The sequence below is a fragment of the Pseudoalteromonas sp. SWXJZ94C genome, assembly GCF_015864385.1.
GTDB lineage: Bacteria > Pseudomonadota > Gammaproteobacteria > Enterobacterales > Alteromonadaceae > Pseudoalteromonas.
On the sequence record NZ_JADYXF010000035.1, the window covers coordinates 1 to 24,914 of the forward strand.

Here is a 24,914-nt window from a genome sequence, read left to right on the forward strand (position 1 = left end):
CGCTTTAGCATTTACTATGATGTGGCTACCAATGTGGGCTGATTAATATATATACTACAAAGATCAACAGCCCCTAGTTGAGGCTAATTATTATTTTAATAATGCTTAAATACAAAAAAGGCTCGTAAAAACGAGCCTTTAAAAATTATTCCAATCTAAATTGGTTTAATTTGTACTTATACGTTGAACAGGAAGTTCATTACATCGCCATCTTTAACAATGTACTCTTTACCTTCTTGACGCATTTTACCTGCTTCTTTTGCGCCACTCTCACCTTTAAAGGCAACGAAGTCGTCAAAAGCGATAGTTTGCGCACGAATAAAGCCACGCTCGAAGTCTGTATGGATTTTACCTGCGGCTTGCGGTGCTGTTGCACCTACAGGGATTGTCCATGCACGTACTTCTTTTACGCCAGCTGTAAAGTATGTTTGTAATTGCAGTAATTCATAACCACCACGAATAACAAGGTTAAGACCCGGCTCTTCTAAACCAAGATCAGCCATAAATTCAAGCTTGTCTTCTTCATCTAGTTCAGAAAGCTCAGATTCAATAGCGGCACATACGGGTACTACAATAGCATCTTCTGCTGCGGCAATAGCACGTACGCGGTCAAGGTAAGGGTTATTTTCAAAGCCATCTTCTGCAACGTTAGCAATATACATAGTTGGTTTGATAGTTAAGAAGTTAACAGAGCTGATAGCTGCTTTTTCTTCTTTAGTTAAATCTAAAGAACGTAAAGTTAAGCCTTCATCAAGATGCACTTTTACTTTTTCAAGTACGGCATTTTGCTCTTTAGCGTCTTTATCGCCACCTTTTGCTTTTTTCGCGTTACGGAAAAGAGCTTTTTCAGCACTATCCATATCAGAAAGTACTAACTCGGTGTTAATTACGTCAATATCGTCTGCAGGGTCAATTGTACCCGCTACGTGAATGATGTTTTCGTCTTCAAAACAGCGAACTACGTGACCAATAGCATCAGTTTCGCGAATGTTAGCTAAAAACTGATTACCAAGACCTTCACCTTTAGATGCGCCTTTTACTAAACCTGCAATATCCACAAATTCCATACTTGTTGTAAGGATGCGTTGCGGATTTACAATTTTAGCGAGCTCGTCTAAGCGAGGATCTGGCACAGGCACCACACCTGTATTAGGCTCTATGGTACAAAAAGGAAAGTTAGCGGCTTCAATACCCGCTTTGGTTAATGCATTGAAAAGCGTTGATTTACCCACGTTAGGCAAGCCAACGATGCCACATTTAAAACCCATAGTAAGATACCTTAGTTTAGAATTCGTTTAAACGGTGTACTTGGACCCAAGTTACTAGGGTTTAAACGAATGTAGTCTGTTTTGTGCTTTTAACACACCATCTTTTGCAAGTATTTCCATACAACGAACTGCTTCATCAACAGCGGCATCCATTTTTTCTTGATCGTCTTTGGCTGCTTTACCAAGCACCCAACCGGTGACCATTTCACGATGCCCTGGATGACCTACACCTATACGTAAACGCATAAAGTCTTTTTGATTTGCCATTTTTGCAATAATGTCTTTTAAACCATTATGACCGCCATGCCCGCCGCCTTTTTTTAATTTGGCAACGCCTGGGTCTAAATCCAACTCATCATGGGCAACTAAAATGTCTTCCACTGGGATTTTGAAAAAATTAGCTAAACTACTGACCGCTTTACCACTTAAATTCATGTAAGTAGTGGGGATCAATAATTTGAATTCTTGGCCTTGAATGATCACTTTACCTGTAAGGCCGTGATATTTAGGATCGTATTTTAGAGTGCAGTTGTAGCGTGCAGCGATTTGCTCGATGAACCAAGCACCTGCATTGTGGCGTGTGTTTGCGTATTCGGGGCCTGGATTAGCCAGGCCCACAAGCATTTGAATAGAATTCAAGGTTGCGAGACCTTAAATATTATTCTGCAGCGTCTGAAGCGTCGTCTTCAGTTGGAGCTGCTTTGTTTGCTTTGATAGTCAGGATAGACTGATCATGGCCTTCGCCTTTACCTAAATCTACAGAGCTAACGCCTTTAGGGAAAGTAAGGTCAGAAATATGAACCGAATCGCCAACTACAAAGTTAGACACATCAACTTCGATAAATTCTGGAAGTGCTTTTGGAAGACATGAAATTTCAACTTCAGTTAACTGGTGAACAACAGTTGCACCTAGTTTTGTCACGATATCTTCACCGATGAAGTGAAGAGGAACTTTAGTTTGGAATGTATGAGTAGCATCTACACGTTGGAAATCAAGGTGAGTAAGCTTAGGCTTGAATGGGTGACGTTGAATATCTTTTAAGATAGCTTCAACAGACTCGCCGCCTATGTTTAGTGTAATGATGTGAGTGTAAAAACCTTCATCTTCTTGCGCTTTGATCATATCTTTATGAGCAAAAGTAAGAGATAGAGCTTCTTTATCTGCTCCGTAAAGGATTGCAGGTACTTTGTCTTCGCGACGTAGGCGGCGGCTCGCACCAGTACCAGTTTCTACGCGAAGTTCAGCGTTATAAGTGTAAGTTTTGTTAGACATGATGTCTCCAATAATTATAAGTGTAGGGCCTTTGCGACCAAGGACCCCAGCCAAAAGGCGCGCTATCATACCACCGCGTACTTGTAAAATATACATCGCTTACAAAAAAAGCGCCAAAAGGCGCTTTTATATTCAGAAATGTTTGATTTTAGTGTTCGAACATCGCTGAAATAGATTCTTCGTTACTAATACGACGAATAGTCTCTGCTAGCATATCTGCAAGAGTAAGTACTTTAACTATATCAAGCGCTTTAAGTTCTTCAGAAAGAGGTATTGAGTCAGTTACAATCACTTCGTCAATTACTGAATTACGTAAGTTTTCTGCAGCTTTACCAGAAAGAATAGGGTGCGTAGCGTAAGCAAATACACGCTTTGCGCCATGTTCTTTAAGTGCTTCAGCAGCTTTACACAATGTACCACCGGTATCAATCATATCATCTACGATAATACAATCACGACCTTCAACATCACCAATAATATGCATTACTTGAGAAACGTTTGCTTGTGGGCGACGTTTATCAATAATAGCTAAATCGGTATCGTTTAATAGTTTTGCTATAGCACGAGCACGTACAACACCACCAATATCAGGAGATACAACAACAACGTCATCAAAATGACGGGCTTTCATATCTTCAAGTAATACAGGGCTGCCAAATACGTTATCTACTGGTACATCAAAGAAGCCTTGAATTTGCTCAGCGTGTAAATCAACCGTAAGTACACGGTCAACACCTACGCTTGATAGGAAGTCAGCAACAACTTTAGCAGTAATTGGTACACGGGCAGAACGTACACGACGATCTTGACGGGCATAACCGAAATAAGGAATAACGGCAGTAATACGACCTGCAGATGCACGACGTAAAGCATCAACCATAACGATAAGTTCCATTAAGTTATCGTTTGTAGGGGCACAGGTTGATTGCAATATAAAAACATCCGAGCCACGAACATTTTCATTTATTTGAACACTGATCTCACCGTCACTAAAACGGCCTACAACAGCATCGCCTAATTCAATATATAAACGTTTTGCAACTTTTTGAGCTAACTCAGGTGTTGCGTTACCAGCGAAGAGCTTCATGTCAGGCACGGTTGGGTTCCTCAGGCACTGAAATTTTGGACTAACGGGCAATGATAAATACCACTGCGGGTTAACTTATGATTACTTTTACGTTACTTCATTGATCGAATATAGCGGCTAACTCCGTATGAGCAGGGGAGACATTAACGCTTGAGGCGATAAATCCCTGCCAAGTATGGGGGAGGTTAGCAAGTACATCTTGTGCTTGAACTTGACTAGCAAATTCTACAAAACAACATGAACCTGTTCCGGTCATCTTCGACGGGGCGTATTTTAGCAACCACTGGAGGGTTTTTTCAACCTCGGGACAAAGCTTTTTAACTAAAGGCTCACAATCATTAGTCAAAATATGCTGTTTCCAGTCACCTAATATTTTAGGTGTGTCACGTTTTAGCTCAGGATGAGTGAATATTTTAGCGGTACTTACATGTTGATTTGGATGTACTACACAGTACCATTTTTGTTCTAGTTCTACTTGGTGTAATTTTTCGCCAATGCCGTGTGCTATGGCGCTTTGACCATGTATGAACACGGGAACATCTGCTCCTAATTGTAAGCCTAAATGAGCAAGTTCATCCAAACTTAACTGTGTTTTCCAAAGTTTATTGAGCGCTAATAATGTAGTTGCGGCATCTGATGAACCACCTCCAACACCGCCTCCCATTGGTAAGCGTTTAATTAAATTTATTTTTACACCAAGCTCCGTTTTGCTCTTAGTTTGTAATAATAAGGCAGCTTTATAGATGAGGTTGTCTATTAAAGGGATATCTTTAGTATCACCCTCTATTGAAATTGTGGATGTGTGCACTAGTTCAAAACTAAGTTCATCTCCAAAATTCAAAAAAGTAAATAAAGTTTCCAGCTCATGATAGCCATCTTCACGACGCCCGTTAATGTGTAAAAATAAGTTGAGCTTTGCCGGAGCAATTAAAGAAAAAGACGTTTTGGTATTCATATTAATTAAATTGCCAGTCATAGAGTTGAATTTTGATTCTAATGCTTTGGTGTTTGAGCGTTAGTTTGGTTGGAACCCAATAACCTTCAGCTTGCATATATGCACTGTAATCTATTTGCCATTTTTTACCGGTGTTATCAAACCAAAGTACTTGTTTAGCGCGACCGAGTTGATCAACTATTAAGCTTTGATCGTCAATAGTACCTTTTAACCAACTATCGGCATTATTTACAGGTAAAGTAAAACCAGTTAAACGTTTAAGAAGTCGCGCAGCATCAGTATCAAAATACTCTTCACCATCAAATTCTAGCTCAGCACCTTTTTCGGTTTGTTTAAGCGACAAAATGCGCGTACCAATAAAAGTAGTCAGCACTAAATTGTTACTATTTTCCCTTTGTTGCCAATTTAAATTTGCAGATTGGCGCTCATCAGGGCTGATAAAAGCAAGTTTCCCCTCTACTTGCCAAGTTTTTTGAGCCGCAAGGCGAGGTTTCCAATCATCGTAAGTTGTTGTTATTTTGTTTGTTTGTTGCGTGCAACCACCTAAAAATAAAAAAAAGGTAAATAAAATTAAATATTGTCGAATCAAATGTCGTTCCTTACTTTCCATATTCCGCTGATTTTTGGTAAAATTGCCGCCTTTAAAGTAGGGCTCAGCAATATTTGGCAAATATGACCATAATAGCACTTGGTATAAATCACAAAACCGCATCCGTAGACTTACGTGAAAAAGTGGCTTTTTCGCCTGAGCAAATATCAGAGGCGTTGCAACAATTAAGTGGTCACGCTGCGTTTAGTGAAGCGGTGATCGTTTCTACCTGTAATCGAACCGAAATCTATTGTAGCCTTGCTCAGCAAAAATCCCAAACACTGTTGCATTGGTTAGCCAGTTTCCATGGTTTAGATGAACAAGAACTGAGTAGCAATATTTATTGTTACGAAGGTAATGATGCAATAAATCATTTAATGCGTGTTGCCTGTGGTTTGGATTCTTTAGTATTAGGTGAACCACAAATATTAGGGCAAATAAAGCAAGCTTATAATAGTGCTAAAACACATGATGCCATTGGTGTTACGTTTGATCGGTTATTTCAAAAAACTTTTTCGGTTGCAAAAGAAGTCAGAACCGAAACAAACATTGGTGCAAGTGCTGTGTCGGTCGCGTTTGCGGCAGTTAATTTAGCAAAACATATTTATGGCAAGCTTGATCAGACCAATGTGTTATTAATTGGTGCAGGCGAGACGATTGAGCTGGTAGCTAAGCATTTATATCAAAATGAGCCTAAAAAAATAACGGTAGCTAATAGAACAATTGAACGTGCGCGCAGCCTTGCTGATGAAGTGTCGGCAGATGTGATTGCGCTTGCACAGTTGCCAGAGCGTTTACATGAAGCCGATATAGTGATTAGTTCTACAGCCAGTACGCTTCCTATTATAGGTAAGGGTGTGGTTGAACAGGCTCTCAAACAGCGTAGAAATAAACCGATGTTGTTTATAGATATCGCTGTACCACGCGATATAGAAAGCCAAGTAGGCGAGCTCGATGCAGCCTATCTATATTCAGTTGATGACTTACAAACTATTGTAAGCGAAAATATGGCTGCGCGAGAGCAAGCTGCTGAACAAGCACAAATTATTATAATTGAACGCACTAAAGAATTTGCAATGTGGATGCGTTCACTCGATTCGGTAGATTTAATCCGCCATTATCGAAATGATGTACAAACAATAAAGTCTGAATTAGTAGAGAAGGCGGTTAGCCAACTCTCTAGTGGTAAAGATGCAGAAAAAGTAATTTTAGAGTTGGCCAATAAATTAACCAATCGCTTAATGCACGCGCCTACACGTGCTATACAAGATGCAGCGAAAAAAGGTGAAGTGGCGCAGCTAAACCAGTTGAAAAAAATGTTAGGTATTGATCAGGAATAACTGTTAAATGAAAGAGTCTGTTTATAATAAATTAGAAACCTTAGTAGAACGCTACGAAGAAGTACAAGCGCTGCTAAGTGACCCGTCGGTCATTAGTGATCAAAATCGTTTTCGTGGGCTTTCAAAAGAATATTCTGAGCTTGAAGAGATTGTAAAAACGTTTTTAGTTTATAAAGAAACGCAAGATGATTTAGCCAGTGCAGAAGAGATGCTTAAAGATTCGGATCCTGAAATGCGTGAAATGGCGCAAGAAGAATACAAAGAAGCTAAAGCACAAATTCTAGCAATTGAAGATCAAATTCAAGTATTGATGTTGCCAAAAGATCCACGCGATAACAATAACGTGTTTGTTGAAGTACGTGCTGGAACGGGCGGCGATGAAGCGGCGCTTTTTGCCGGCGATTTATTTCGTATGTACAGCCGTTACGCAGAAACTAAAAAATGGAAAGTAGAAGTTGTGAGCACCAATGAAGGTGAGCACGGTGGTTACAAAGAAGTGATTGCGAATATTAGTGGCGAAGGTGTTTACGGGCAATTAAAGTTTGAATCAGGCGTACACCGCGTACAACGTGTGCCAGAAACTGAGTCACAGGGGCGTGTTCATACCTCTGCTTGTACCGTTGCGGTAATGGCAGAAGTACCAGAAGCAGAAGCGATACAAATTAATACTGCAGATTTAAAGGTTGATACATTTCGTGCATCAGGCGCAGGTGGTCAGCACGTTAATAAAACAGACTCTGCTATTCGACTTACACATATACCTACCGGTGTTGTGGTTGAGTGTCAGGATCAACGTTCACAGCATAAAAACCGTGCTAAAGCGATGTCAGTACTTGCAGCTCGACTGCAACAAGCTGAAGATGAAAAACGCCATGAAGCAGAGGCTTCTGAGCGTCGTGATTTAGTAGGTAGTGGTGACCGTTCTGAGCGTATTCGTACTTATAACTATCCTCAAGGTCGTATTACCGATCACCGTATTAACCTGACACTTTATCGTTTAAACGAAGTAGTAGCGGGTGATTTAAGCTGTGTGATCGATCCATTAATGCAAGAGCATCAAGCTGACTTATTAGCGGCTATGGGCGACGAGTAGTCGTGAGCCACACTCTTGAACAAGCAATTGCTGCAGGAGCTAATTTATTAGCTTCAAGCAGCGAAAGTGCTAAATTAGACGCACAAGTTTTGCTTCTACATATTCTTCAAAAACCACGCAGTTACCTTTTTACTTGGCCAGAGCATGAGCTTAACGCTGAGCAGCAACAGCAATTTGAACTGTTTTGTCAAAGGCGTTTAAATGGCGAACCCGTTGCGCATATTACTGGGCAGCGTGAATTTTGGAGTTTATTACTCGAAGTTAATGCAACAACTTTAATACCTCGACCAGATACTGAAACATTGGTAGAGCAAGCACTTGAAATGGCTGTACCTGCTACAGCAAAAGTACTTGATTTAGGCACTGGCACCGGTGCAATTGCCTTAGCGCTTGGAAGTGAAATGCCAAATTGGCAAATTACAGCTGTAGACAGAGTCAGTAATGCAGTAAATTTAGCAATGCGGAATCAACAACGCTTAGGTATTAATAATGTACACGTTAAGCAAAGTGACTGGTTTAGCGCTTTACTAGGCGAAAAATTTAATTTAATTGTAACTAACCCTCCTTATATTAAGCAAGATGATATACACCTTGTTCAGGGGGATGTTAGGTATGAGCCATTATCAGCATTAGTAGCAGACGATGCAGGAATGTCTGATATAAAACAAATAATTACACAATCGCGTGACTATTTGCTATCTAGTGGCTATCTTTTAATAGAACATGGTTTTGAGCAAGGCGAAGCTGTTCGTTATTTTTTTGAAAAAATGGCGTTTGTAAATATTAAAACAGTGAAAGACCTTGGTAACAATGACCGCGTAACACTTGCACAGTGGCCTTAGATAATAACAATTGCCTGCTCGTGCGTTAAATAATGCCATGAAGGAATTTTTATTATGATGGGTGATTTTTTATTTTCAGATGAGCCAGAAGAAGTAGTTAGCGATATAGAACAAGGCACATGGAAAGTATTAATCGTTGATGACGAGCCTGAAGTTCATGCTGTTACAAAGCTAGCATTGAGCGATTTTGAGTTTCAGAATAAGCGTTTAGAGTTTATAAGCGCTTACTCTGGTGCAGAAGCAAAACAGTTAATTGATGAGCATACTGATGCAGCAATTGTACTGCTTGATGTTGTTATGGAAACTGACGATGCAGGCTTGCAAGTTGCTAAATATATTCGTGAAACGGCTCAAAATAATCATATCCGTATTATTTTAAGAACGGGTCAACCAGGACAAGCTCCTGAGCGTCAAGTTATTGTTAATTACGATATTAATGATTATAAATCTAAAACCGAATTGACCGCACAAAAGCTATTTACAGTTATTATGTCGAGCCTTCGTTCATATCGCGATATTATTGCTATTGAACAATCAAGAGAAGGGTTAGAGAAAATAATTAAGGCATCAAGAGATATTTTCTCAGCACATTCAATAGAGAGTTTTATTGAAGGTGTTATGCTGCAGCTATCTTCACTTTTAGGCATTGCTGATCAAGCAATGTATGCAACTACATTAGTTGCTCAAAACCCAGGGATAAATAATAATAAAAAACTAATAGTTTGCTCTGGCACAGGTGATTTTGAACAATGTGAAGGCAAAGAATTAGAAGAAGTACTAAAAGAAGAACAGTTAAGTGCTTGTGAGCAAGCGCTTAACAATAAATCTATTGTGTACAAAGATAATTATCTTTTTGCTTATTGCAGCAGTGAATATAATCATAACTCAATGTTATTTATATCAGGTATTCCAAAAAGCTTAACAGATACGCAGCGTCATTTAATTGAGATTTTTTCACAAAATGTACAACTAGCGTTTGAAAATGTGCAATTACAATCTGAAGTTGAAGCCACGCAGCAGGAGTTAGTTTATAGGTTAAGTGAGGCAGTAGAGCAGCGTTCTACCGAAACGGGTAATCATGTTAAGCGCGTTGCACATATTTGTCATATATTGGCACAAGGGTATGGTTTATCAAAACACGATGCAGATTTAATTCGATTAGCATCACCATTACACGATGTAGGTAAAGTGGGTATTCCTGACGCGGTTTTAAACAAACCAGCAAAGTTAGATGCTCAAGAGTGGGAAATAATGAAGACCCATACTGATAAAGGGTATACTATTTTAAAAGACTCACCGCATGAGATTGTTAGTACGGGTGCAATTATAGCTAAAGAACATCACGAAAAATGGGATGGTTCAGGTTATCCGCAAGGCTTAAAAGGAGAAGATATCAATGTTTTTGGACGAATAGTTGCATTAGCTGATGTATACGATGCACTTCGCCACAAACGCTGTTATAAAGAGCCTTGGACATTACAAAACGTAGTGGATGAAATTAATGAACAGAAAGGCTCTCATTTCGACCCTAAGCTTGTAGAAATATTTAACGATAAGCTTAATGAGTTAGAAGCGGTGCTTACCCGTTTTCCAGATTAATTTTTAAAAACAGAAGTATAGGGGCATATGGATTATTTAGCAGTAAAACACTCACACATGGCAATAGCTTTGTTAAGTGTTATTTTATTTTATGTTCGTGCATTTTCGCGAATGGGTAGTGGCAAAATAGCAAAAAATAAAGCGGTAATGATTGGTAGTCACAGTATAGATACGTTGTTATTAGTGTCTGCACTTACGCTTATATTTATGGCTAAAATAAACCCGTTTGAACAATATTGGCTATTAGAAAAAATAGTATTAGTAGTTATATATATTGGTATTGGGGCTAAAAGCGCCAGACAAACTAAAATGACAGCTAAAGTTGCTTACATTTTAGTTAATACCGCTGTTATTTTGGCTATAGGCTATTTAGCTACGTCTAAATCAGCTTTTTTATTGTAAGTAATATCTGACTATTTGAGTTTTATAATTCTTTTGTAAAGCTCAAATACGACTCCCTCTCAGAAAACATTCAAAAACACCTCTATATTGGTATATAGCTTTAAAGTTAGGTAAACTACGCTTTCGTTTTCTCAAAATGTTGCAGTATTGATGACCACCCTCGGGTTTGATGAACATGATGAATCTTATATTGATGATGCTTATGACGAATTTACGCCGCCGGTTATTTATCGTTGTATAAAAGCAGAGTCTAAATGGGACCCTCAAATAGACTTAACGACAAGTTTTGAAACTTTAACTGACTTTGAGCAGCAAATAGATGCGCTTTGTTTAAAAGCGAGTGATGAGCATGAGTGCCTTGATCAATTGTTAGATACTTTTTACAGTAATTGGTTATTTAGTGCATCTAGCCTAAAAGTACCTGAGCATAAACTAAATAGTTTAAGTTATACGTTAACTATGCGTAGCGGGTCTCCAACTACTTTAGCCATATTACTTTGTCACTTTTTACAACACGCTAAGCTAGATGCCAGTATGAGCCTAAACCAAGGTGAAATTGCTGTGCATGTGGCGATTAGTGATGAGGAAGGGTATGTAATTGAGCCAAGTACTGGTCAACAAAGCTGGTATATCATTCCTGAAAATGCTGATGAAGATGACGGTCAAGAACAAGAGCCATTAGAACTCATTTTTAATGATGAAGTGTATAAACTATTTTTAGCACAACAAAAGTGGTCTTTTATCAGCGAAAGCAAATTTGGTCATGCTTTGACCTGTGTGGAAATGCTTATGGAGTTAATTGGCGACGACCCGTACGAAAGACGCGACAGAGGTTACTTATTAAATCAACTTGATTGTCCTAAAATGGCACGTGATGATTTACAGTTTTTTGTTGATGAATGTCCGGATGATCCCGCTATTGAGATTATTCTGCATCAAATTGAAGAATTAGAAGATAATAATAAAACTCACCATTAAGGTACGTTTACTTTCAAGATTAATTTGAAATGTTGACGTGCCAAAATAATAGGAATAATTATGGTTGAAACCCAAAGTGCATTAATAACTAATGATGCCGTTGTGCTAGGTTTGCTTGCTGTTATTTTAGGATTTATTTTTAAAACCTCAAGCAGTGAACGACCAGCTTTAAAAACATTTTATAAATATGTACCTGCTTTATTGCTGTGTTACTTTTTGCCATCGTTATTGAATACATTTGGGATTGTTGATGGTAACAAATCTAATGTTTATTACGTTGCCTCACGTTATTTATTACCTGCCTGTTTAATACTTCTTACAATTAGTATTGATTTAAGAGCCATTATTAACTTGGGACCCAAAGCACTCATTATGTTTTTAGTAGGCACATTGGGTATTGTTATTGGTGGTCCGTTAGCTATTTTAGTTGTTAGCGCATTTGATCCAAGTATTGTTGGTGGTCATGGTCCTGATGCAGTTTGGCGTGGTATGACCACGGTTGCTGGTAGCTGGATTGGTGGTGGTGCTAATCAAGCATCAATGAAAGAAATGTTTGAAGTGGGTGGCGATATATTCTCGGTAATGATTACTGTTGATGTAATAGTCGCTAATATTTGGATGGCTGTTCTATTATTAATGGCAGCTAATCATAAAAAAATTGATGCAGCTACTGGTGCCGACACCAGCGCAATTGAAGATTTAAAAAAGCGTGTAGAAGCTTATCATGCAGAACATGCGCGAATTCCAACACTTAACGACTACATGATGCTACTTGCAATTGCATTTGGTATTACTGGTTTAGCACACTTTTGTGCTGACTTTTTAGGACCTTACTTTGGCAACACTTATGAGTGGGCAAAAGAATACAGCTTAAACAGTAAATTCTTCTGGCTGATTGTAATATCAACGACAATAGGTATAGGTTTATCGTTTACTAAAGTTAGGCAAATAGAGGCCTTTGGCGCTTCAAAAGTGGCTTCTAGCTTTTTATATATTTTAGTTGCATCGATTGGTTTACACATGAATGTAACCGCTATTTTTAATAACCCTGGGTTATTTTTAGTTGGTGCAATTTGGATGTTAGTTCATGCAAGTATTATGTTAGTAGTGGCGAAACTAATTAAAGCACCATTATTTTATATGGCTGTGGGCTCACAAGCTAATGTAGGTGGTGCTGCATCAGCTCCGGTAGTTGCATCAGCATTTCATCCATCGCTTGCGCCTGTAGGTGTATTACTTGCGGTATTGGGTTATGGCGTAGGTACTTATATGGCCTATATTTGTGGATTAATGATGCAAGCAGTTGCACCATAAGGAATTAAAATGAAAGATCAAATTATTAAGATTAATGAGATTGAGCTGGCAAACAACAAACCATTTGTATTGTTTGGTGGTATTAACGTATTAGAATCTCGTGATTTAGCAATGCGTGTTGCAGAGCATTACGTAGAAGTAACAACTAAATTAAATATTCCTTATGTGTTTAAAGCGTCATTTGATAAAGCAAATCGCTCATCAATTAATTCTTACCGTGGACCAGGAATGGAAGAAGGTTTAAAAATATTTGAAGAGATTAAAAATACTTTTAATATTCCACTTATCACCGATGTACACGAACCATATCAAGCAGCGCCAGTTGCTGAAGTAGTTGATGTAATACAGTTACCTGCTTTTTTAGCACGTCAAACTGATTTAGTTGTAGCAATGGCTAAAACAGGTGCAATTATTAATGTAAAAAAACCACAGTTTTTAGCTCCACGCGAAATGCGCCATATCATTACTAAATTTAATGAAGCGGGTAATAATAATATTGCTTTGTGTGAGCGTGGTTCAAGCTTTGGTTACAACAATCTTGTTGTCGATATGCTAGGTATGGATGACATGAAGGCAATGGCACCTGTTATTTTTGATGCAACACATGCTTTACAACGCCCTGGTGGTCGTACTGATTCAGCAGATGGTCGTCGTGCACAAGCAGCAGAACTTGCTCGAAGTGGTATGGCATTAGGTATTGCAGGTTTATTCATTGAAGCGCACCCTAATCCAAACGAAGCCAAATGTGACGGTCCGTGCGCACTTGCACTTAGTAAATTAGAAGGTTATCTATCGCAAATGAAAGCGGTAGATGATTTAATCAAAAGCTTTGCACCTCTTGATACAAGTGCAAACGACTTATAATTAACTACCTATATACTTAGGTAACAGTAAAAGAGCGACTAAGGTCGCTTTTTTTACGCCTTAAATATACTCTTTCTTAGCATAGGTATATAATTCACCGCATAAGAAAAACTAATTCTAAGCTTGGTTATCATGTCAAGACGAGTACCTCCATTAAACGCACTAAAGGCTTTTGAAGCTGCAGCGCGCCATTTAAGTTTTACAAAAGCTGCCGAAGAGCTTTATGTAACGCAAGCGGCTGTAAGTCATCAAATAAAAACACTTGAAGAGCATTTAGGCTTGAAGCTGTTTTTACGAAAAAACCGCTCGTTATTGTTAACTGAAGAAGGGCAAGGCTACTTTCTCGATATTAAAGAGATTTTTACGCAGTTAATCGATGCGACAGAAAAGCTATTAGCGCGTGGTGCTAAGGGCTCGTTGACTGTAAGCCTAACGCCTAGTTTTGCGATTCAATGGCTTGTGCCACGCTTGAGTTTATTCAATGAATTACATCCAGAGATTGATGTGCGAATAAAAGCACAAGATCAGGATGAAAACTCATTAACTGATGACGTAGATATCGCTATTTATTATGGACGTGGTCATTGGAGTGGTGTGCAAACCTATAAACTGCACACTGAGTATTTAGTGCCATTGTGTAGCCCCATGCTTTTAGGTGGTCCCAAAGCGCTTGATCAGCCAAGTGATTTAATTCATCACACTTTACTGCACGATACCACTCGTAAAAACTGGAAAACATGGATGAAAACAGCTGGTGTGCGTAACGTACAAGTAAACCAAGGACCTATTTTTAGTCACTCATCTATGGTATTGCAAGCTGCAGTTCATGGTCAAGGTGTGGCAATTGGTAATAGTGTTTTAGCTAAACCTGATATAGACGCCGGACGATTAGTTATTCCTTTTAATCACAGTTTAGAAAGTAAAAATGCATATTATTTAGTGCTTCGCGAGTCGCAAACTGAGCTGGGTAAAATAGTGTCGTTTAAAGAATGGATGCTGAGTTTAGTAGAACAAGAGCAAGAGTATTAATATGATTGAATGGTTTAAAAGTAAAACGCAGCCAGCCATAGCCCAGTTTATTTTTGCTCATGGCGCAGGGGCGGGTAGCGACTCCGATTTTATGCAAAACATGGCAACCCTTTTAAGCGAACAAGGTATTGATGTCGGCTTATTTGATTTTGAATACATGCAAATAGCTAAGCAAACTAATAAACGCAGACCACCAGAGCGGGCGCCAAAGTTGTTAAGTTATTATGAGCAAGTACTTAGCCAGGCACAACCAAATTTACCGTTGTTTATTGGCGGTAAATCAATGGGAGGGCGAATGGCGTCAATGCTTGCCTGTTCAACAGAGCATCCTGTTTTAGGCGTACTGGCTTTTGGTTACCCGTTTCATCCTCCGGGCAAACCAGAAAAGCTACGCACAGATCACTTTGCCGATATAGTTTGTCCATTTTTAGTACTGCAAGGTGAGCGAGATACATTTGGTACTCGAGAAGAGCTAGCAACATTGCCTATGCCTAAACAACCTCAATATATATGGTTAACTGATGGTGACCACTCACTTAAGCCTCGTAAAAAAAGCGGTGTTACTGAGCAACAAAACAGAAAAACGGCTGCATTTGGCGCAGTTGAGTTTATTCAAAAGTGTGTGAATTTAAATTTAGAGGGTAACTAATGATTAAATTATTTTTAATGACGGGCAGTATTTTTTGTATGCTTTCGGTCATGCTTGGGGCCTTTGCAGCCCATGGGTTAAAAAGTCGATTATCAGAGTATTCACTAGGCGTTTTTAAAACGGCAGCAGAGTATCAAATGATGCATGGACTTGCGCTTATTGCGGTCGCTGTTTTAATAAAATGGGGCATTAACCTCAGTTGGGCTGGTGGCTTTTTTATAGCAGGCACTGTCCTTTTTAGTGGTAGTTTATATTTGCTCGCGTTAACAGGTATGAAGTGGCTTGGTCCAATAACCCCGTTAGGTGGATTGTGCTTTATAATTGGTTGGATTGTTATTTTAGTGCAAGTTGCACGATTTAAGTTTTAAAGATTTTAAGGGTTAATATGTCTAGTGTTGTGATTTACTGTCGTAGTGGTTTTGAAAACGATGCCGCTGCTGAAATAACGTTTCACGCTGCGGAGCAAGGTTTTGCAGGCTATGTTAAAGCAAAACCAAATACGGGTTACGTTGTTTATGAGTGTTTTGAAGCGCATCACAGCGACGAAATAATCAAAAAAGTTGATTTTAAAGGTATGGTGTTTGCGCGCCAATGGTTTGCCGGTACATTATTAGAAAATATGCCAGTAGAAGACCGAGTTGGCGCAGTTGTAAATGCCGCAAAAGATTTTACATTGTGCTCAGAGCTACGCGTAGAAACCCCTGACACAAACGAAGGTAAAGAGCTTTTAACATTTTGTAAAAAAATCTCAACGCCACTTAAAAAAGCCCTCGAAAAACAAAATACTGTATTGCGAGAACCAAAAGCAAATCGTCCAGTAATGCATGTTATGTTTTTAACAAACAACACCGCGTATGTGGGTTACTCATACAGCTTTAATAACTCTCCATTTTTTATGGGTATTTTACGTCTTCGTATGCCAAGTGACGCACCGAGCCGTTCAACGTTAAAACTAGATGAAGCGTTTAATGTATTTATTCCTGAGCAACAGCGCGAGTCACGTGTTGCAGCTGGTATGCGTAGTGTTGATTTAGGTGCCTGCCCAGGAGGCTGGACTTATCAACTTGTTCGCCGTGGTATGTTTGTAAGTGCGATTGATAATGGGCCTATGAACGACGATTTAATGGAAACAGGGCAGGTTAAACATTTTAGAGCCGATGGCTTTAAATATCGCCCTGAAAAAAGAAATATTACATGGTTAGTGTGCGATATGGTGGAAAAACCAACCAAAGTGACTACGCTAATGATTGATTGGGCGGTAAATGCGTATGCAAAAGAGTTTATATTTAACTTAAAACTCCCTATGAAAAAACGTTTTGATAGTGTTTATGAATGTCTTTCTATGATCAGAAAAGAACTTGAAAAACAAGGTATTAATTACGAGTTGCAAGCTAAGCATTTGTACCATGACCGTGAAGAAATAACCGTTCATTTAAACGTTACCAAAGTACCCCAAAACTTATATAGTTAATAAATAGAAGCTCAAAAGTGGTAAAAAATAATTTGCAAAAATGATTTCGCTTAATTTTTTATCACTCGTATTGAATGGCTGCGGTGGAAGTGGAGAGAGGAAGGTGATTAAGTAGATACTTCAAACTCTCCACAAATAAAGCACCGGATTCAAATAACCCAACCAGAACTACACACCAATAAAAAATAGCATTGCAGCACAAAGTTATACAATTATAACTTTGGATGGTGAAACCTTTTTGGTAATTTATAAATAAGTAGTAATAAGTTATATAACGTAGAAAGCTTGCAAACAATGAGCAATAAACTGATTAGTTACATAAAAGAGAATAAATCAAATACAGCTATAATTGCCGAGCTTAAAATAATTAAAGAGTGGTAATGCCTGAGAGTCAAATTTTGTAAAGTAAGTATTATTTGCAGCCCACTCATTTTGCTTAATGCTTGCGCTGAAAAAGATGCTAATAAGCGGTGGTTAATAGATACGCTTTATTATAATAGGTAAGTAACTAACTGGCTCGGTAAAAATACCATCATGAAAAAACGGTATTATTAAAAATACACTCTGGTTGCTCATGTTATTTATTAAATAAAGCGAATTGGTATAACTAGATTGTATTTAATTATTAACCATAAAAAACCAGCGCAATTTGCGCTGGTTTTTTGTTACTGGGTTAATACTAAGCTTATATTATTAAGCCGCATCTTCCTTTTTAGTTACGCTATTGCGTGCGGCTTTACCTGCTAATAAATCAGCAGGGTCAAAGTCGTCTACGTTAATTACATCTAAACGAGATTGTTCAACTGCAGCTAGTTTATCGGCTTCAGCCTGGCTTAAAATGCCCGCTTCAAGACCCATTTGCGCTACTTTATCAAGCTGGAAGAATGGGAGTTTAAGACCTTTTTCCTTGCATACACGGTCAAATAATGGCTCAACAGCAAGTACGTCTTTAAGCGTTTGCTCTTGACGACCTACAAGGTTGAGTGGCTCATTTGTTAGGTATACGTAGCTTGCTAAACGGTTACGCGTTTCGCTAGGTACTTGTAGTAGCTGTGCAAGTTTATGCTCAAGTTGGTCTGTTGGTTTACGAACCGGGCGACCAAACGGAAATAACAATACTTTTAATACGGCGCGTAGTGGAGCCGAAGGCATGTTATTAATTAAATCAGCAAGTGCACGTTGGCAATGGTAAAGGTGATCTTGGCAACTCCATTTTACTAGAGCAAAATCTTCTTTTTTACGGCCTTCGTCGTTGTAACGCTTAAGCGTTGCAGACACTAAGTACAAGTAACTTAGTAAGTCACCTAAACGCGCTGAAATACGTTCTTTACGTTTTAGTGAACCACCAAATACTGCCATGCTAATATCAGACATAAGAGCAAGTGATGCACTAAAGCGTGACGCTATACGGTAAAACTCAGCTGTTTCATCGTTGTATGGCACACTTGTAAAGCGAGCGCCCGTAAGTGCAAGCCACTTAGTACGTACCAGGTTCGACATGGTAAAACCAATATGACCCATTAGTGCTTTATCAAATACATTAAGCGCTTCTTCGCGGTCTTCAATTTCGCACGCACCAAGCTCGGTAAGTACAAATGGATGACAGCGAATTGCACCTTGACCATAAATAATCATATTACGGGTCAAGATGTTTGCACCTTCAACGGTAATGGCAATAGGTGCACCTTGATAGCCACGACCTAAATAGTTATTTGGCCCAAGCATGATGCCCTTACCGCCAAGTACATCCATTGCATGAATAGTTGCATCACGCATTTGCTCTGTCAGGTGGTATTTAATAATGGCAGAAACAACCGATGGCTTTTCGCCTAAATCAACTGCACCTGTAGACATACTAACCGCCGCATCAGAGCTGTAAGCGTAACCAGCTAATTTAGCTAGTGACTCTTCAACACCTTCCATTTTACCTATAGGTAAGCGGAACTGGCGACGAATTCGGCTATAAGCACCTGTCGCAATAGCAATCATTTTAATGCCACCGGCAGAGTTTGACGGCAATGTAATTGCACGACCAACCGATAAACATTCAACCAGCATACGCCAGCCTTGACCAGCCATATCTGGACCACCAATAATATAATCAAGTGGTACGAAAATGTCTTTACCGCGAGTAGGACCATTTTGAAATGGAACGTTTAGTGGGAAGTGTCTACGACCAATTTCTACTCCAGGAGTATCCGTTGGAATAAGTGCACATGTAATGCCTGGCTCTTTGTTATCGCCAATTAAGCCATCTGGATCTTGTAATTTAAACGCAAGACCAAGTACCGTAGCAACTGGGGCAAGTGTAATGTAACGCTTGTTCCACGTTAAACTAACACCCACAACTTCTTCGCCATTCCATTGCCCTTTACACACCACGCCGTAGTCTGGAATTGAGCTTGCATCAGAGCCCGCTTCTGGCGACGTTAATGCAAAACATGGAATTTCTTGACCGCTCGCTAGGCGCGGTAAGTAATGATCTTTTTGCTCTTTTGTACCATAGTGTTGTAATAATTCACCTGGGCCTAAAGAGTTCGGTACACCAACAATTGACGAAAGTAATGTTGATTTACTTGTTAGTTTTTGAAGTACACATGACTGTGCAAATGCAGAAAACTCTAAACCGCCGTATTCTTTTTTGATGATCATGGCAAAGAATTTATTATCTTTTAGATATTGCCATACATCTTGAGGAAGGTCGGTTAGTTCGTGCGTTGCTTCCCAATCGTCCAACATGCTACAAACTACTTCAACAGGGCCATCAACAAAGGCTTGCTCTTCAATAGTAAGTTTAGGAACTGGGTATTGGTGAAGTTTTTTCCAATCTGGGTTACCGCAAAATAAGTCGGCTTCCCACCACGTTGTACCGGCATCAATAGCTGACTTTTCAGTATCAGACATGCTTGGCGTTACTTTTTTAAACGTAGCAAAAATTGGTTTTATAATATATTGCTGACGAATGCCAGTAACAGAAAGAGGAACCGCGATGATCAAAAAGATCAACCAGCTAATTAAACCAAAAGCACCTGCAAAGGTACCGATTAATAATGTTATAGCTGAAACACCAATTGCTGTGTTCCAACTTGCTCTGTGGTAAACCGCTGTGCAAAGCAGCGCGATTAATACCAGTGTAAATATGAGTGTCATTTTTATTCCTTAATAGAGGTCAGACCACCTCACTTAGAGTAGCGCTAGTAACAGTAATTTTCAAGTACATAAGAGAGTTAAATTGCAGTAGAAAGTAACTTAAATACGATATTTGATTACCTGACAAAGGAACACTTAATAACTACTGTATAGTCAAAGTATTAGGTGCCAGTATTGTTAACGTAAAAATAAATAAATCTAATAGCAAAATGACACTTTTTAAGTAAGTATAACTGTTATAGCGAGCTGCAAATTAGTGTACGCTTAATAAAAAATATAACGCTATTTATTTTAATGTATGGTTTTTAAGGGTTATTTTATTAATGTGTGAATTACTTGGTATGTCAGCGAATGTGCCTACCGATATCTGCTTTAGTTTTTCGGGTCTTTTAGAGCGTGGTGGTAATACAGGTCCTCATAAAGATGGCTGGGGTATTACGTTTTATGAAGGTAAAGGCTGTAGAACGTTTAAAGATCCTGAGCCGAGTTATCAATCTGAAATAGCAAAGCTGGTTAAAGCATACCCAATTAAAAGTGTGTCGGTAATTAGCCATATTCGCCAAGGTAACCGTGGACGAGTGTGCCTTGAAAATACTCACCCTTTTACGCGAGAGTTATGGGGGCGTGAAATCACTTACGCTCATAACGGGCAGCTATCTAATTATCATGATTTAAAACCGCAGTATTATCGACCAGTTGGTAACACCGATAGTGAACTCGCCTTTTGTTGGTTACTTGATAAAATTCGCGAAAAATACCCTAAACGCCCAAGTAATATAGCGTCAGTTTTTAGATACGCCGCTAAGCTTTCGCATACCCTTCGTGAAAAAGGCGTATTTAATATGCTGCTAACCGATGGGGTATTTGTATTAGCGTATTGCACTAATAACCTACATTACATAACTCGCCGCGCACCATTTGGTAAAGCAACGCTTATTGATGCAGATATGGTGGTCGATTTTCAAAAAGAAACCACACCAAACGATGTAGTGACGGTAATAACAACAAGACCTTTGACGAATGATGAGCGTTGGCAAAAAATGGAGCCGGGGGAGTTTGCATTGTTTAAAATGGGTGAGCTGATTTAGCCCACCTATTTTAAATATTAGGACCTGTTTATCTTTCGAGGTTAAATTTGCAGCAGACTGTTTGGTATTTAGGCAAGGCAGAGCCTATGTAGTGTGGTTATTCCCCATAAATAGGCGATAACGTAGCATAAATGTCAAACATGCGCTGTCCGAAGGGTTCTGCCTAGGGGCTATTTACTCTTTGTTGCTCGGTTTTTACTTAGCCCACTAGGTTACAAACCTCGCGCCGCGATTAAATAGCCCCTAGGTTGAACAAATTTCAATCCTGAAAGGTCAACAGGTCCTAGCTTAACTTTGGTTTAATTAAACTTAGTTAGCTTCTTGAGGTTGTTGTGCTGTAGCTGGCGCAACGGCTGTTGGTGATGTAACTGTAAATGAGTTCATTTGAACTTCAAATTGTTCCATTCCTTTTTCGCCTTTCCACATGCGTACAAGCATGTAATCCATTTCGGGTGCAAACCAAGCAAGCGCTTGGCGTTTATCGTTATCGTACAAACGCTTCACTTTAATAGCTTCTACATTACCAATAGGAAGTGAAATCATTTCTTTGCCTACAACTTCAAAGTTGTAGTCGCGGCGATGACCCTTTTTATCAACTAAAGGATACGAAAAGCTCGTTTCACCCTTTTTTAACCCTTCACGGACTTGTACCTGATACGAAATTGCATCTTGAAAATCATCAGTCCATTCGCATTCTAGTGGGTATTCACTATTACTGCTGGTCACTACTTTATTTTCAGAATCAAAATCAATTTTATAATCTTTATCTGGACCAGTACCAGTGCGGATCATACTGTAATGATGCGGAGAAACCTTGCCATCTATAAACGTAAATTTTGATGTTTCTTCACGAGAATCTGAAAAAATCATCCATTCAATATTGCTATGATAAGTAAGCTGGTATGAGTCATCGCTCAACTTTTTGAGTTCGCGTACAGCTTCACCATGATTTTTACCTTTACGCAAAATATCATAGTTGGCTTCATACTGCGTTAGTTCGCCTGCAATAAGGCTTGTAGGAAGTAAAGTGCCTACACATAATAGCAAGGCACTTATTTTTTTATTGTGGGTAGTGCGCGCCGTGTGCAGGAAGTTGTTTTTCGTCAAGAACTGCATAATCTGCTTCCATAGTAAGTCTGTGTTCACTGAACCATTTGACCACCAAAGGATAAATTACATGCTCTTGTTCATGCACGCGCTTTGCTAATGTATCTGCTGTATCGTCCTTGAGTACAGGTATTTGCGCCTGAAGAATAACGGGACCGCCGTCTAGCTCTTCAGTAACGAAATGTACACTTACGCCATGAATGTCATCTTTTGCATCAATTGCTCTTTGGTGGGTATTCAGCCCCTGGTACTTAGGCAACAAAGATGGATGAATGTTCAACATTTTTCCAATATATTTTTGCACTAAGCTAGGAGTAAGAATACGCATAAACCCAGCTAATACAACTAGATTTGGCATAAAAGAGTCGATAACGTTCATTAATTGCGCATCGTACGCTTCGCGCGAGTCAAAATCTTTATGACTCAGCACTTTTGTAGCAATACCTGCTTGTTTTGCACGCTCGAGGCCATAAGCGTCTGCTTTATTACTAATAACAGCCGCTATATGTCCGTTTATCTCGCCACGTTCGCAGGCATCTATGATGGCTTGTAAATTAGAGCCACTACCTGAGATTAAAACTACCAGACGAGTCGGTGCCATTACTTAGCACCACCTACAATTTCAACTTGCTCTTCGCCTGGTGCTGCATCTTGAATTTCACCAAGGTGCCATGCATTTTCGCCCAAGTCTTTTAGCATTGTTAAGCTTTGCTCAAGTTTGTCTGCAGGGACTACTAAAACCATGCCTACACCACAGTTAAATGTACGGTACATTTCGTGTGTAGTAATATTGCCGTTTTCTTGTAACCAATTAAAAATTGGTGGCCACTGCCAGCTATCACCTTTAACTACAGCTTTTGCTGAAGCGGGTAATACGCGTGGAATATTTTCCCAAAAACCGCCGCCAGTAATATGCGAAAGCGCATGTACGTCAACGTTTTTAAATAACTCAAGTAAAGGTTTTACGTAAATACGCGTAGGCTCAAGCAAGGTTTCGCCTAATGTTTTACCTTCAAAGTCAGCGCTTGTATCAGCATTTGACACTTCAAGTACTTTACGAATTAAAGAGAAGCCATTTGAATGAGGACCGCTTGAAGCAAGTGCAATAAGCTGATCGCCTGCCGCTACTTTTGTGCCATCAATAATTTTTGATTTTTCTACAACGCCGGTACAAAAGCCTGCCATGTCGTAGTCTTCACCATCATACATACCTGGCATTTCAGCTGTTTCGCCACCAATTAGGGCACAACCTGAAATTTCACAACCTTTGCCAATACCTGTAACTACGTCAGCTGCTGTGTCTATATCTAGTTTACCAGTTGCATAGTAATCTAGGAAAAACAGGGGTTCAGCACCTTGAACAATTAAGTCGTTTACACACATTGCAACTAAATCAATACCAACAGTATCGTGTTTTTTTAAGTCGATTGCTAAACGTAGTTTAGTACCAACGCCATCTGTGCCTGCAACTAATACTGGTTGCTTGTAGCCTTCAGGAATTTCGCAAAGTGCGCCAAAACCACCAATTCCGCCCATTACTTCAGGACGACGAGTTTTTTTAACTACGCCTTTAATACGCTCAACAAGTGCATTACCAGCGTCGATATCTACGCCCGCGTCTTTATAGCTTAGAGACTGTTTTTGTTCGCTCACAGGTTTTCCTCAAAATAGTTGTTTTGGGTTGCTTAGAAACGCGCGTATTTTACAACAATTGCAAGGTCGCGGCTAGCTCAAATGTAATTTTGAAATAATTAACAAGGACAGTTGTCCGCTGTCTGTTGTTTAAATAAACAAAAAAACGCCAGCAGGCGTTTTTTTAGTAATTAAAGACGTTAAATTAACAGCTATGCTTTTGCGGTTAATATGGCTCGAAGTGGAGCGGGGTAACCTTCAATTGTTTTACTTGTATCGTTTGGATCTAAAAAGTCTATTAACGATTCGTTTTCCATCCAATCGGTTTTGCGTTGTTCTTCAAGCGTGGTAATAGCGCAATCTTTTATTTGCACGTCTTTAAAGCCAACGCGTTCCATCCACAGTTTTAATGCTGCAGTACTTGGAATAAACCAAACGTTGCGCATTTTAGCGTAGCGGTCGGTAGGGACTAATACTGTGTTTTCATCACCTTCAATTACTAGCGTTTCAAGTACGAGTTCGCCGCCGGGGCGAAGCTGGGCTTTTAACTGTGCTAAAAAGTCGATAGGTGAGCGACGATGATAAAGTACGCCCATCGAAAAAACCGTATCAAACGCTTTAAGCTCAGGTAATGCTTCAACGCCTAGTGGTAGTAAATGCACGTTTTCGTCTGGGTTGTAGTGTTTAATTGCTTGAAACTGACATAAAAATAAATCAGACGGATCAATACCCACTACAAACTCTGCGCCTTCACCGCGCATACGCCATAAATGATAACCTGAGCCACAACCAATATCTAATACGGTGCGACCTTTTAATGGCTCAATATGAGGCAGGAGTCTGTCCCACTTCCAATCACTGCGCCACTCTGTGTCTATTTCAATACCGTGCACACTAAATGGACCTTTGCGCCATGGCATCATACGTTTTAATAAATGCATGGTTTGCTTTTGCTCGCCATCACTCATTTCGCCAGCGGCGCCAATTTCTACCTTAGTAGAAATATCAACGTGCGAAGTTGCCACCTCTGGTAAGTTTTTAAGTACTTTTTGCCATTTAGGTAAATCGCCATGGCTTGCCTCTAACTGCCAATGTTTTAACTGGGCTGGCAAGGTTTCTAGCCAATGACTAAGTGGGCTTTGTGCTATTGAGGCGTAAAATTGGTTAAACCATTGAGACATAAG

Annotated in this window: 24 protein-coding genes; 13 read left to right on the top strand and 11 right to left on the bottom strand. The window is 39.4% G+C overall.

The window, feature by feature from the left end; translation table 11 throughout:
• Positions 1-176: 176 nt before the first annotated feature.
• The 6 genes from ychF to lolB all read right to left on the bottom strand — a co-directional run bounded on the left by ychF (position 177) and on the right by lolB (position 5,172).
• A complete protein-coding gene (ychF, locus tag I6F65_RS14950; protein WP_166113103.1) occupies positions 177-1,268 on the bottom strand; it encodes a redox-regulated ATPase YchF in 1,092 nt (363 codons plus the stop codon).
• Positions 1,269-1,322: 54 nt separating this feature from the next.
• The gene (pth, locus tag I6F65_RS14955) at positions 1,323-1,907 is read right to left on the bottom strand and encodes an aminoacyl-tRNA hydrolase (protein ID WP_024609885.1); all 585 of its coding nucleotides are present in this window, start codon (positions 1,905-1,907) and stop codon (positions 1,323-1,325) included.
• A 19-nt stretch (positions 1,908-1,926) separates the two neighbouring features.
• The gene (locus I6F65_RS14960) at positions 1,927-2,541 is read right to left on the bottom strand and encodes a 50S ribosomal protein L25/general stress protein Ctc (RefSeq protein WP_024609884.1); all 615 of its coding nucleotides are present in this window, start codon (positions 2,539-2,541) and stop codon (positions 1,927-1,929) included.
• A 148-nt stretch (positions 2,542-2,689) separates the two neighbouring features.
• A complete protein-coding gene (locus I6F65_RS14965; protein ID WP_024609883.1) occupies positions 2,690-3,637 on the bottom strand; it encodes a ribose-phosphate pyrophosphokinase in 948 nt (315 codons plus the stop codon).
• A gap of 88 nt (positions 3,638-3,725) precedes the next feature.
• Positions 3,726-4,583 carry a 4-(cytidine 5'-diphospho)-2-C-methyl-D-erythritol kinase gene (gene ispE / locus I6F65_RS14970; protein ID WP_197113648.1) on the bottom strand — a complete coding sequence of 286 codons (858 nt, stop codon included), beginning with the start codon at positions 4,581-4,583 and terminating at the stop codon, positions 3,726-3,728.
• Position 4,584: 1 nt separating this feature from the next.
• Positions 4,585-5,172: a lipoprotein insertase outer membrane protein LolB gene (gene lolB, locus I6F65_RS14975; protein ID WP_197113651.1), complete on the bottom strand. Its 588-nt coding sequence runs from the start codon at positions 5,170-5,172 to the stop codon at positions 4,585-4,587.
• Between the two features lie 83 nt (positions 5,173-5,255).
• On the opposite strand from lolB, the gene hemA reads away from it, so the two are divergent.
• From hemA to rlmM, 12 genes are all read left to right on the top strand, one after another.
• Positions 5,256-6,512 (top strand): glutamyl-tRNA reductase, encoded by a 1,257-nt coding sequence (gene hemA / locus I6F65_RS14980; protein ID WP_024609880.1) that lies wholly within the window; start codon positions 5,256-5,258, stop codon positions 6,510-6,512.
• A gap of 7 nt (positions 6,513-6,519) precedes the next feature.
• Entirely contained in the window at positions 6,520-7,605 is a 1,086-nt protein-coding gene (gene prfA / locus I6F65_RS14985; protein ID WP_197113654.1) for a peptide chain release factor 1, read from the top strand.
• 2 nt (positions 7,606-7,607) lie between these two features.
• Positions 7,608-8,447 carry a peptide chain release factor N(5)-glutamine methyltransferase gene (gene prmC / locus I6F65_RS14990; protein WP_166113107.1) on the top strand — a complete coding sequence of 280 codons (840 nt, stop codon included), beginning with the start codon at positions 7,608-7,610 and terminating at the stop codon, positions 8,445-8,447.
• A gap of 54 nt (positions 8,448-8,501) precedes the next feature.
• The gene (locus I6F65_RS14995) at positions 8,502-10,046 is read left to right on the top strand and encodes a response regulator (RefSeq protein ID WP_197113657.1); all 1,545 of its coding nucleotides are present in this window, start codon (positions 8,502-8,504) and stop codon (positions 10,044-10,046) included.
• 27 nt (positions 10,047-10,073) lie between these two features.
• Positions 10,074-10,448 (top strand): SirB2 family protein, encoded by a 375-nt coding sequence (locus I6F65_RS15000; RefSeq protein WP_024609876.1) that lies wholly within the window; start codon positions 10,074-10,076, stop codon positions 10,446-10,448.
• Between the two features lie 150 nt (positions 10,449-10,598).
• Complete coding sequence (locus I6F65_RS15005) at positions 10,599-11,426, top strand: tetratricopeptide repeat protein (RefSeq protein ID WP_166113109.1); 828 nt, start codon at positions 10,599-10,601, stop codon at positions 11,424-11,426.
• Positions 11,427-11,486: 60 nt separating this feature from the next.
• Positions 11,487-12,740 (top strand): DUF819 domain-containing protein, encoded by a 1,254-nt coding sequence (locus I6F65_RS15010; protein ID WP_166113111.1) that lies wholly within the window; start codon positions 11,487-11,489, stop codon positions 12,738-12,740.
• A 9-nt stretch (positions 12,741-12,749) separates the two neighbouring features.
• Complete coding sequence (gene kdsA, locus I6F65_RS15015) at positions 12,750-13,604, top strand: 3-deoxy-8-phosphooctulonate synthase (protein WP_197113660.1); 855 nt, start codon at positions 12,750-12,752, stop codon at positions 13,602-13,604.
• Positions 13,605-13,736: 132 nt separating this feature from the next.
• On the top strand, positions 13,737-14,633 hold the full coding sequence (locus I6F65_RS15020) for a transcriptional regulator GcvA (protein ID WP_197113663.1): 897 nt from the start codon (positions 13,737-13,739) through the stop codon (positions 14,631-14,633).
• Between the two features lies 1 nt (position 14,634).
• The gene (locus tag I6F65_RS15025; RefSeq protein WP_197113666.1) at positions 14,635-15,282 is read left to right on the top strand and encodes an alpha/beta family hydrolase; all 648 of its coding nucleotides are present in this window, start codon (positions 14,635-14,637) and stop codon (positions 15,280-15,282) included.
• Positions 15,282-15,650, top strand: a complete 369-nt coding sequence (locus I6F65_RS15030) for a DUF423 domain-containing protein (RefSeq protein ID WP_024609870.1) — start codon at positions 15,282-15,284, stop codon at positions 15,648-15,650. The genes I6F65_RS15025 and I6F65_RS15030 overlap by 1 nt, the downstream gene beginning before the upstream one ends.
• Positions 15,651-15,667: 17 nt before the next feature.
• Complete coding sequence (gene rlmM / locus I6F65_RS15035) at positions 15,668-16,753, top strand: 23S rRNA (cytidine(2498)-2'-O)-methyltransferase RlmM (RefSeq protein ID WP_024609869.1); 1,086 nt, start codon at positions 15,668-15,670, stop codon at positions 16,751-16,753.
• Positions 16,754-17,446: 693 nt separating this feature from the next.
• On the opposite strand, the gene fadE is transcribed toward rlmM, so the two are convergent.
• Complete coding sequence (gene fadE / locus I6F65_RS15040; protein WP_166113122.1) at positions 17,447-19,903, bottom strand: acyl-CoA dehydrogenase FadE; 2,457 nt, start codon at positions 19,901-19,903, stop codon at positions 17,447-17,449.
• A 323-nt stretch (positions 19,904-20,226) separates the two neighbouring features.
• Between fadE and I6F65_RS15045 the strand changes: the two genes are divergently transcribed.
• Positions 20,227-20,991 carry a class II glutamine amidotransferase gene (locus tag I6F65_RS15045; RefSeq protein ID WP_166113125.1) on the top strand — a complete coding sequence of 255 codons (765 nt, stop codon included), beginning with the start codon at positions 20,227-20,229 and terminating at the stop codon, positions 20,989-20,991.
• A 309-nt stretch (positions 20,992-21,300) separates the two neighbouring features.
• Here I6F65_RS15045 and I6F65_RS15050 read toward each other — a convergent pair whose 3' ends face one another.
• The 4 genes from I6F65_RS15050 to cmoB all read right to left on the bottom strand — a co-directional run bounded on the left by I6F65_RS15050 (position 21,301) and on the right by cmoB (position 24,911).
• A complete protein-coding gene (locus tag I6F65_RS15050) occupies positions 21,301-22,107 on the bottom strand; it encodes a DUF3108 domain-containing protein (protein ID WP_231613208.1) in 807 nt (268 codons plus the stop codon).
• On the bottom strand, positions 22,052-22,699 hold the full coding sequence (purN, locus tag I6F65_RS15055; RefSeq protein ID WP_166113128.1) for a phosphoribosylglycinamide formyltransferase: 648 nt from the start codon (positions 22,697-22,699) through the stop codon (positions 22,052-22,054). The genes I6F65_RS15050 and purN overlap by 56 nt, the downstream gene beginning before the upstream one ends.
• On the bottom strand, positions 22,699-23,751 hold the full coding sequence (purM, locus tag I6F65_RS15060) for a phosphoribosylformylglycinamidine cyclo-ligase (RefSeq protein ID WP_024609408.1): 1,053 nt from the start codon (positions 23,749-23,751) through the stop codon (positions 22,699-22,701). Before purM ends, purN begins: the two co-directional genes overlap by 1 nt.
• 191 nt (positions 23,752-23,942) lie before the next feature.
• On the bottom strand, positions 23,943-24,911 hold the full coding sequence (cmoB, locus tag I6F65_RS15065) for a tRNA 5-methoxyuridine(34)/uridine 5-oxyacetic acid(34) synthase CmoB (protein WP_166113131.1): 969 nt from the start codon (positions 24,909-24,911) through the stop codon (positions 23,943-23,945).
• Between the last annotated feature and the right edge of the window lie 3 nt (positions 24,912-24,914).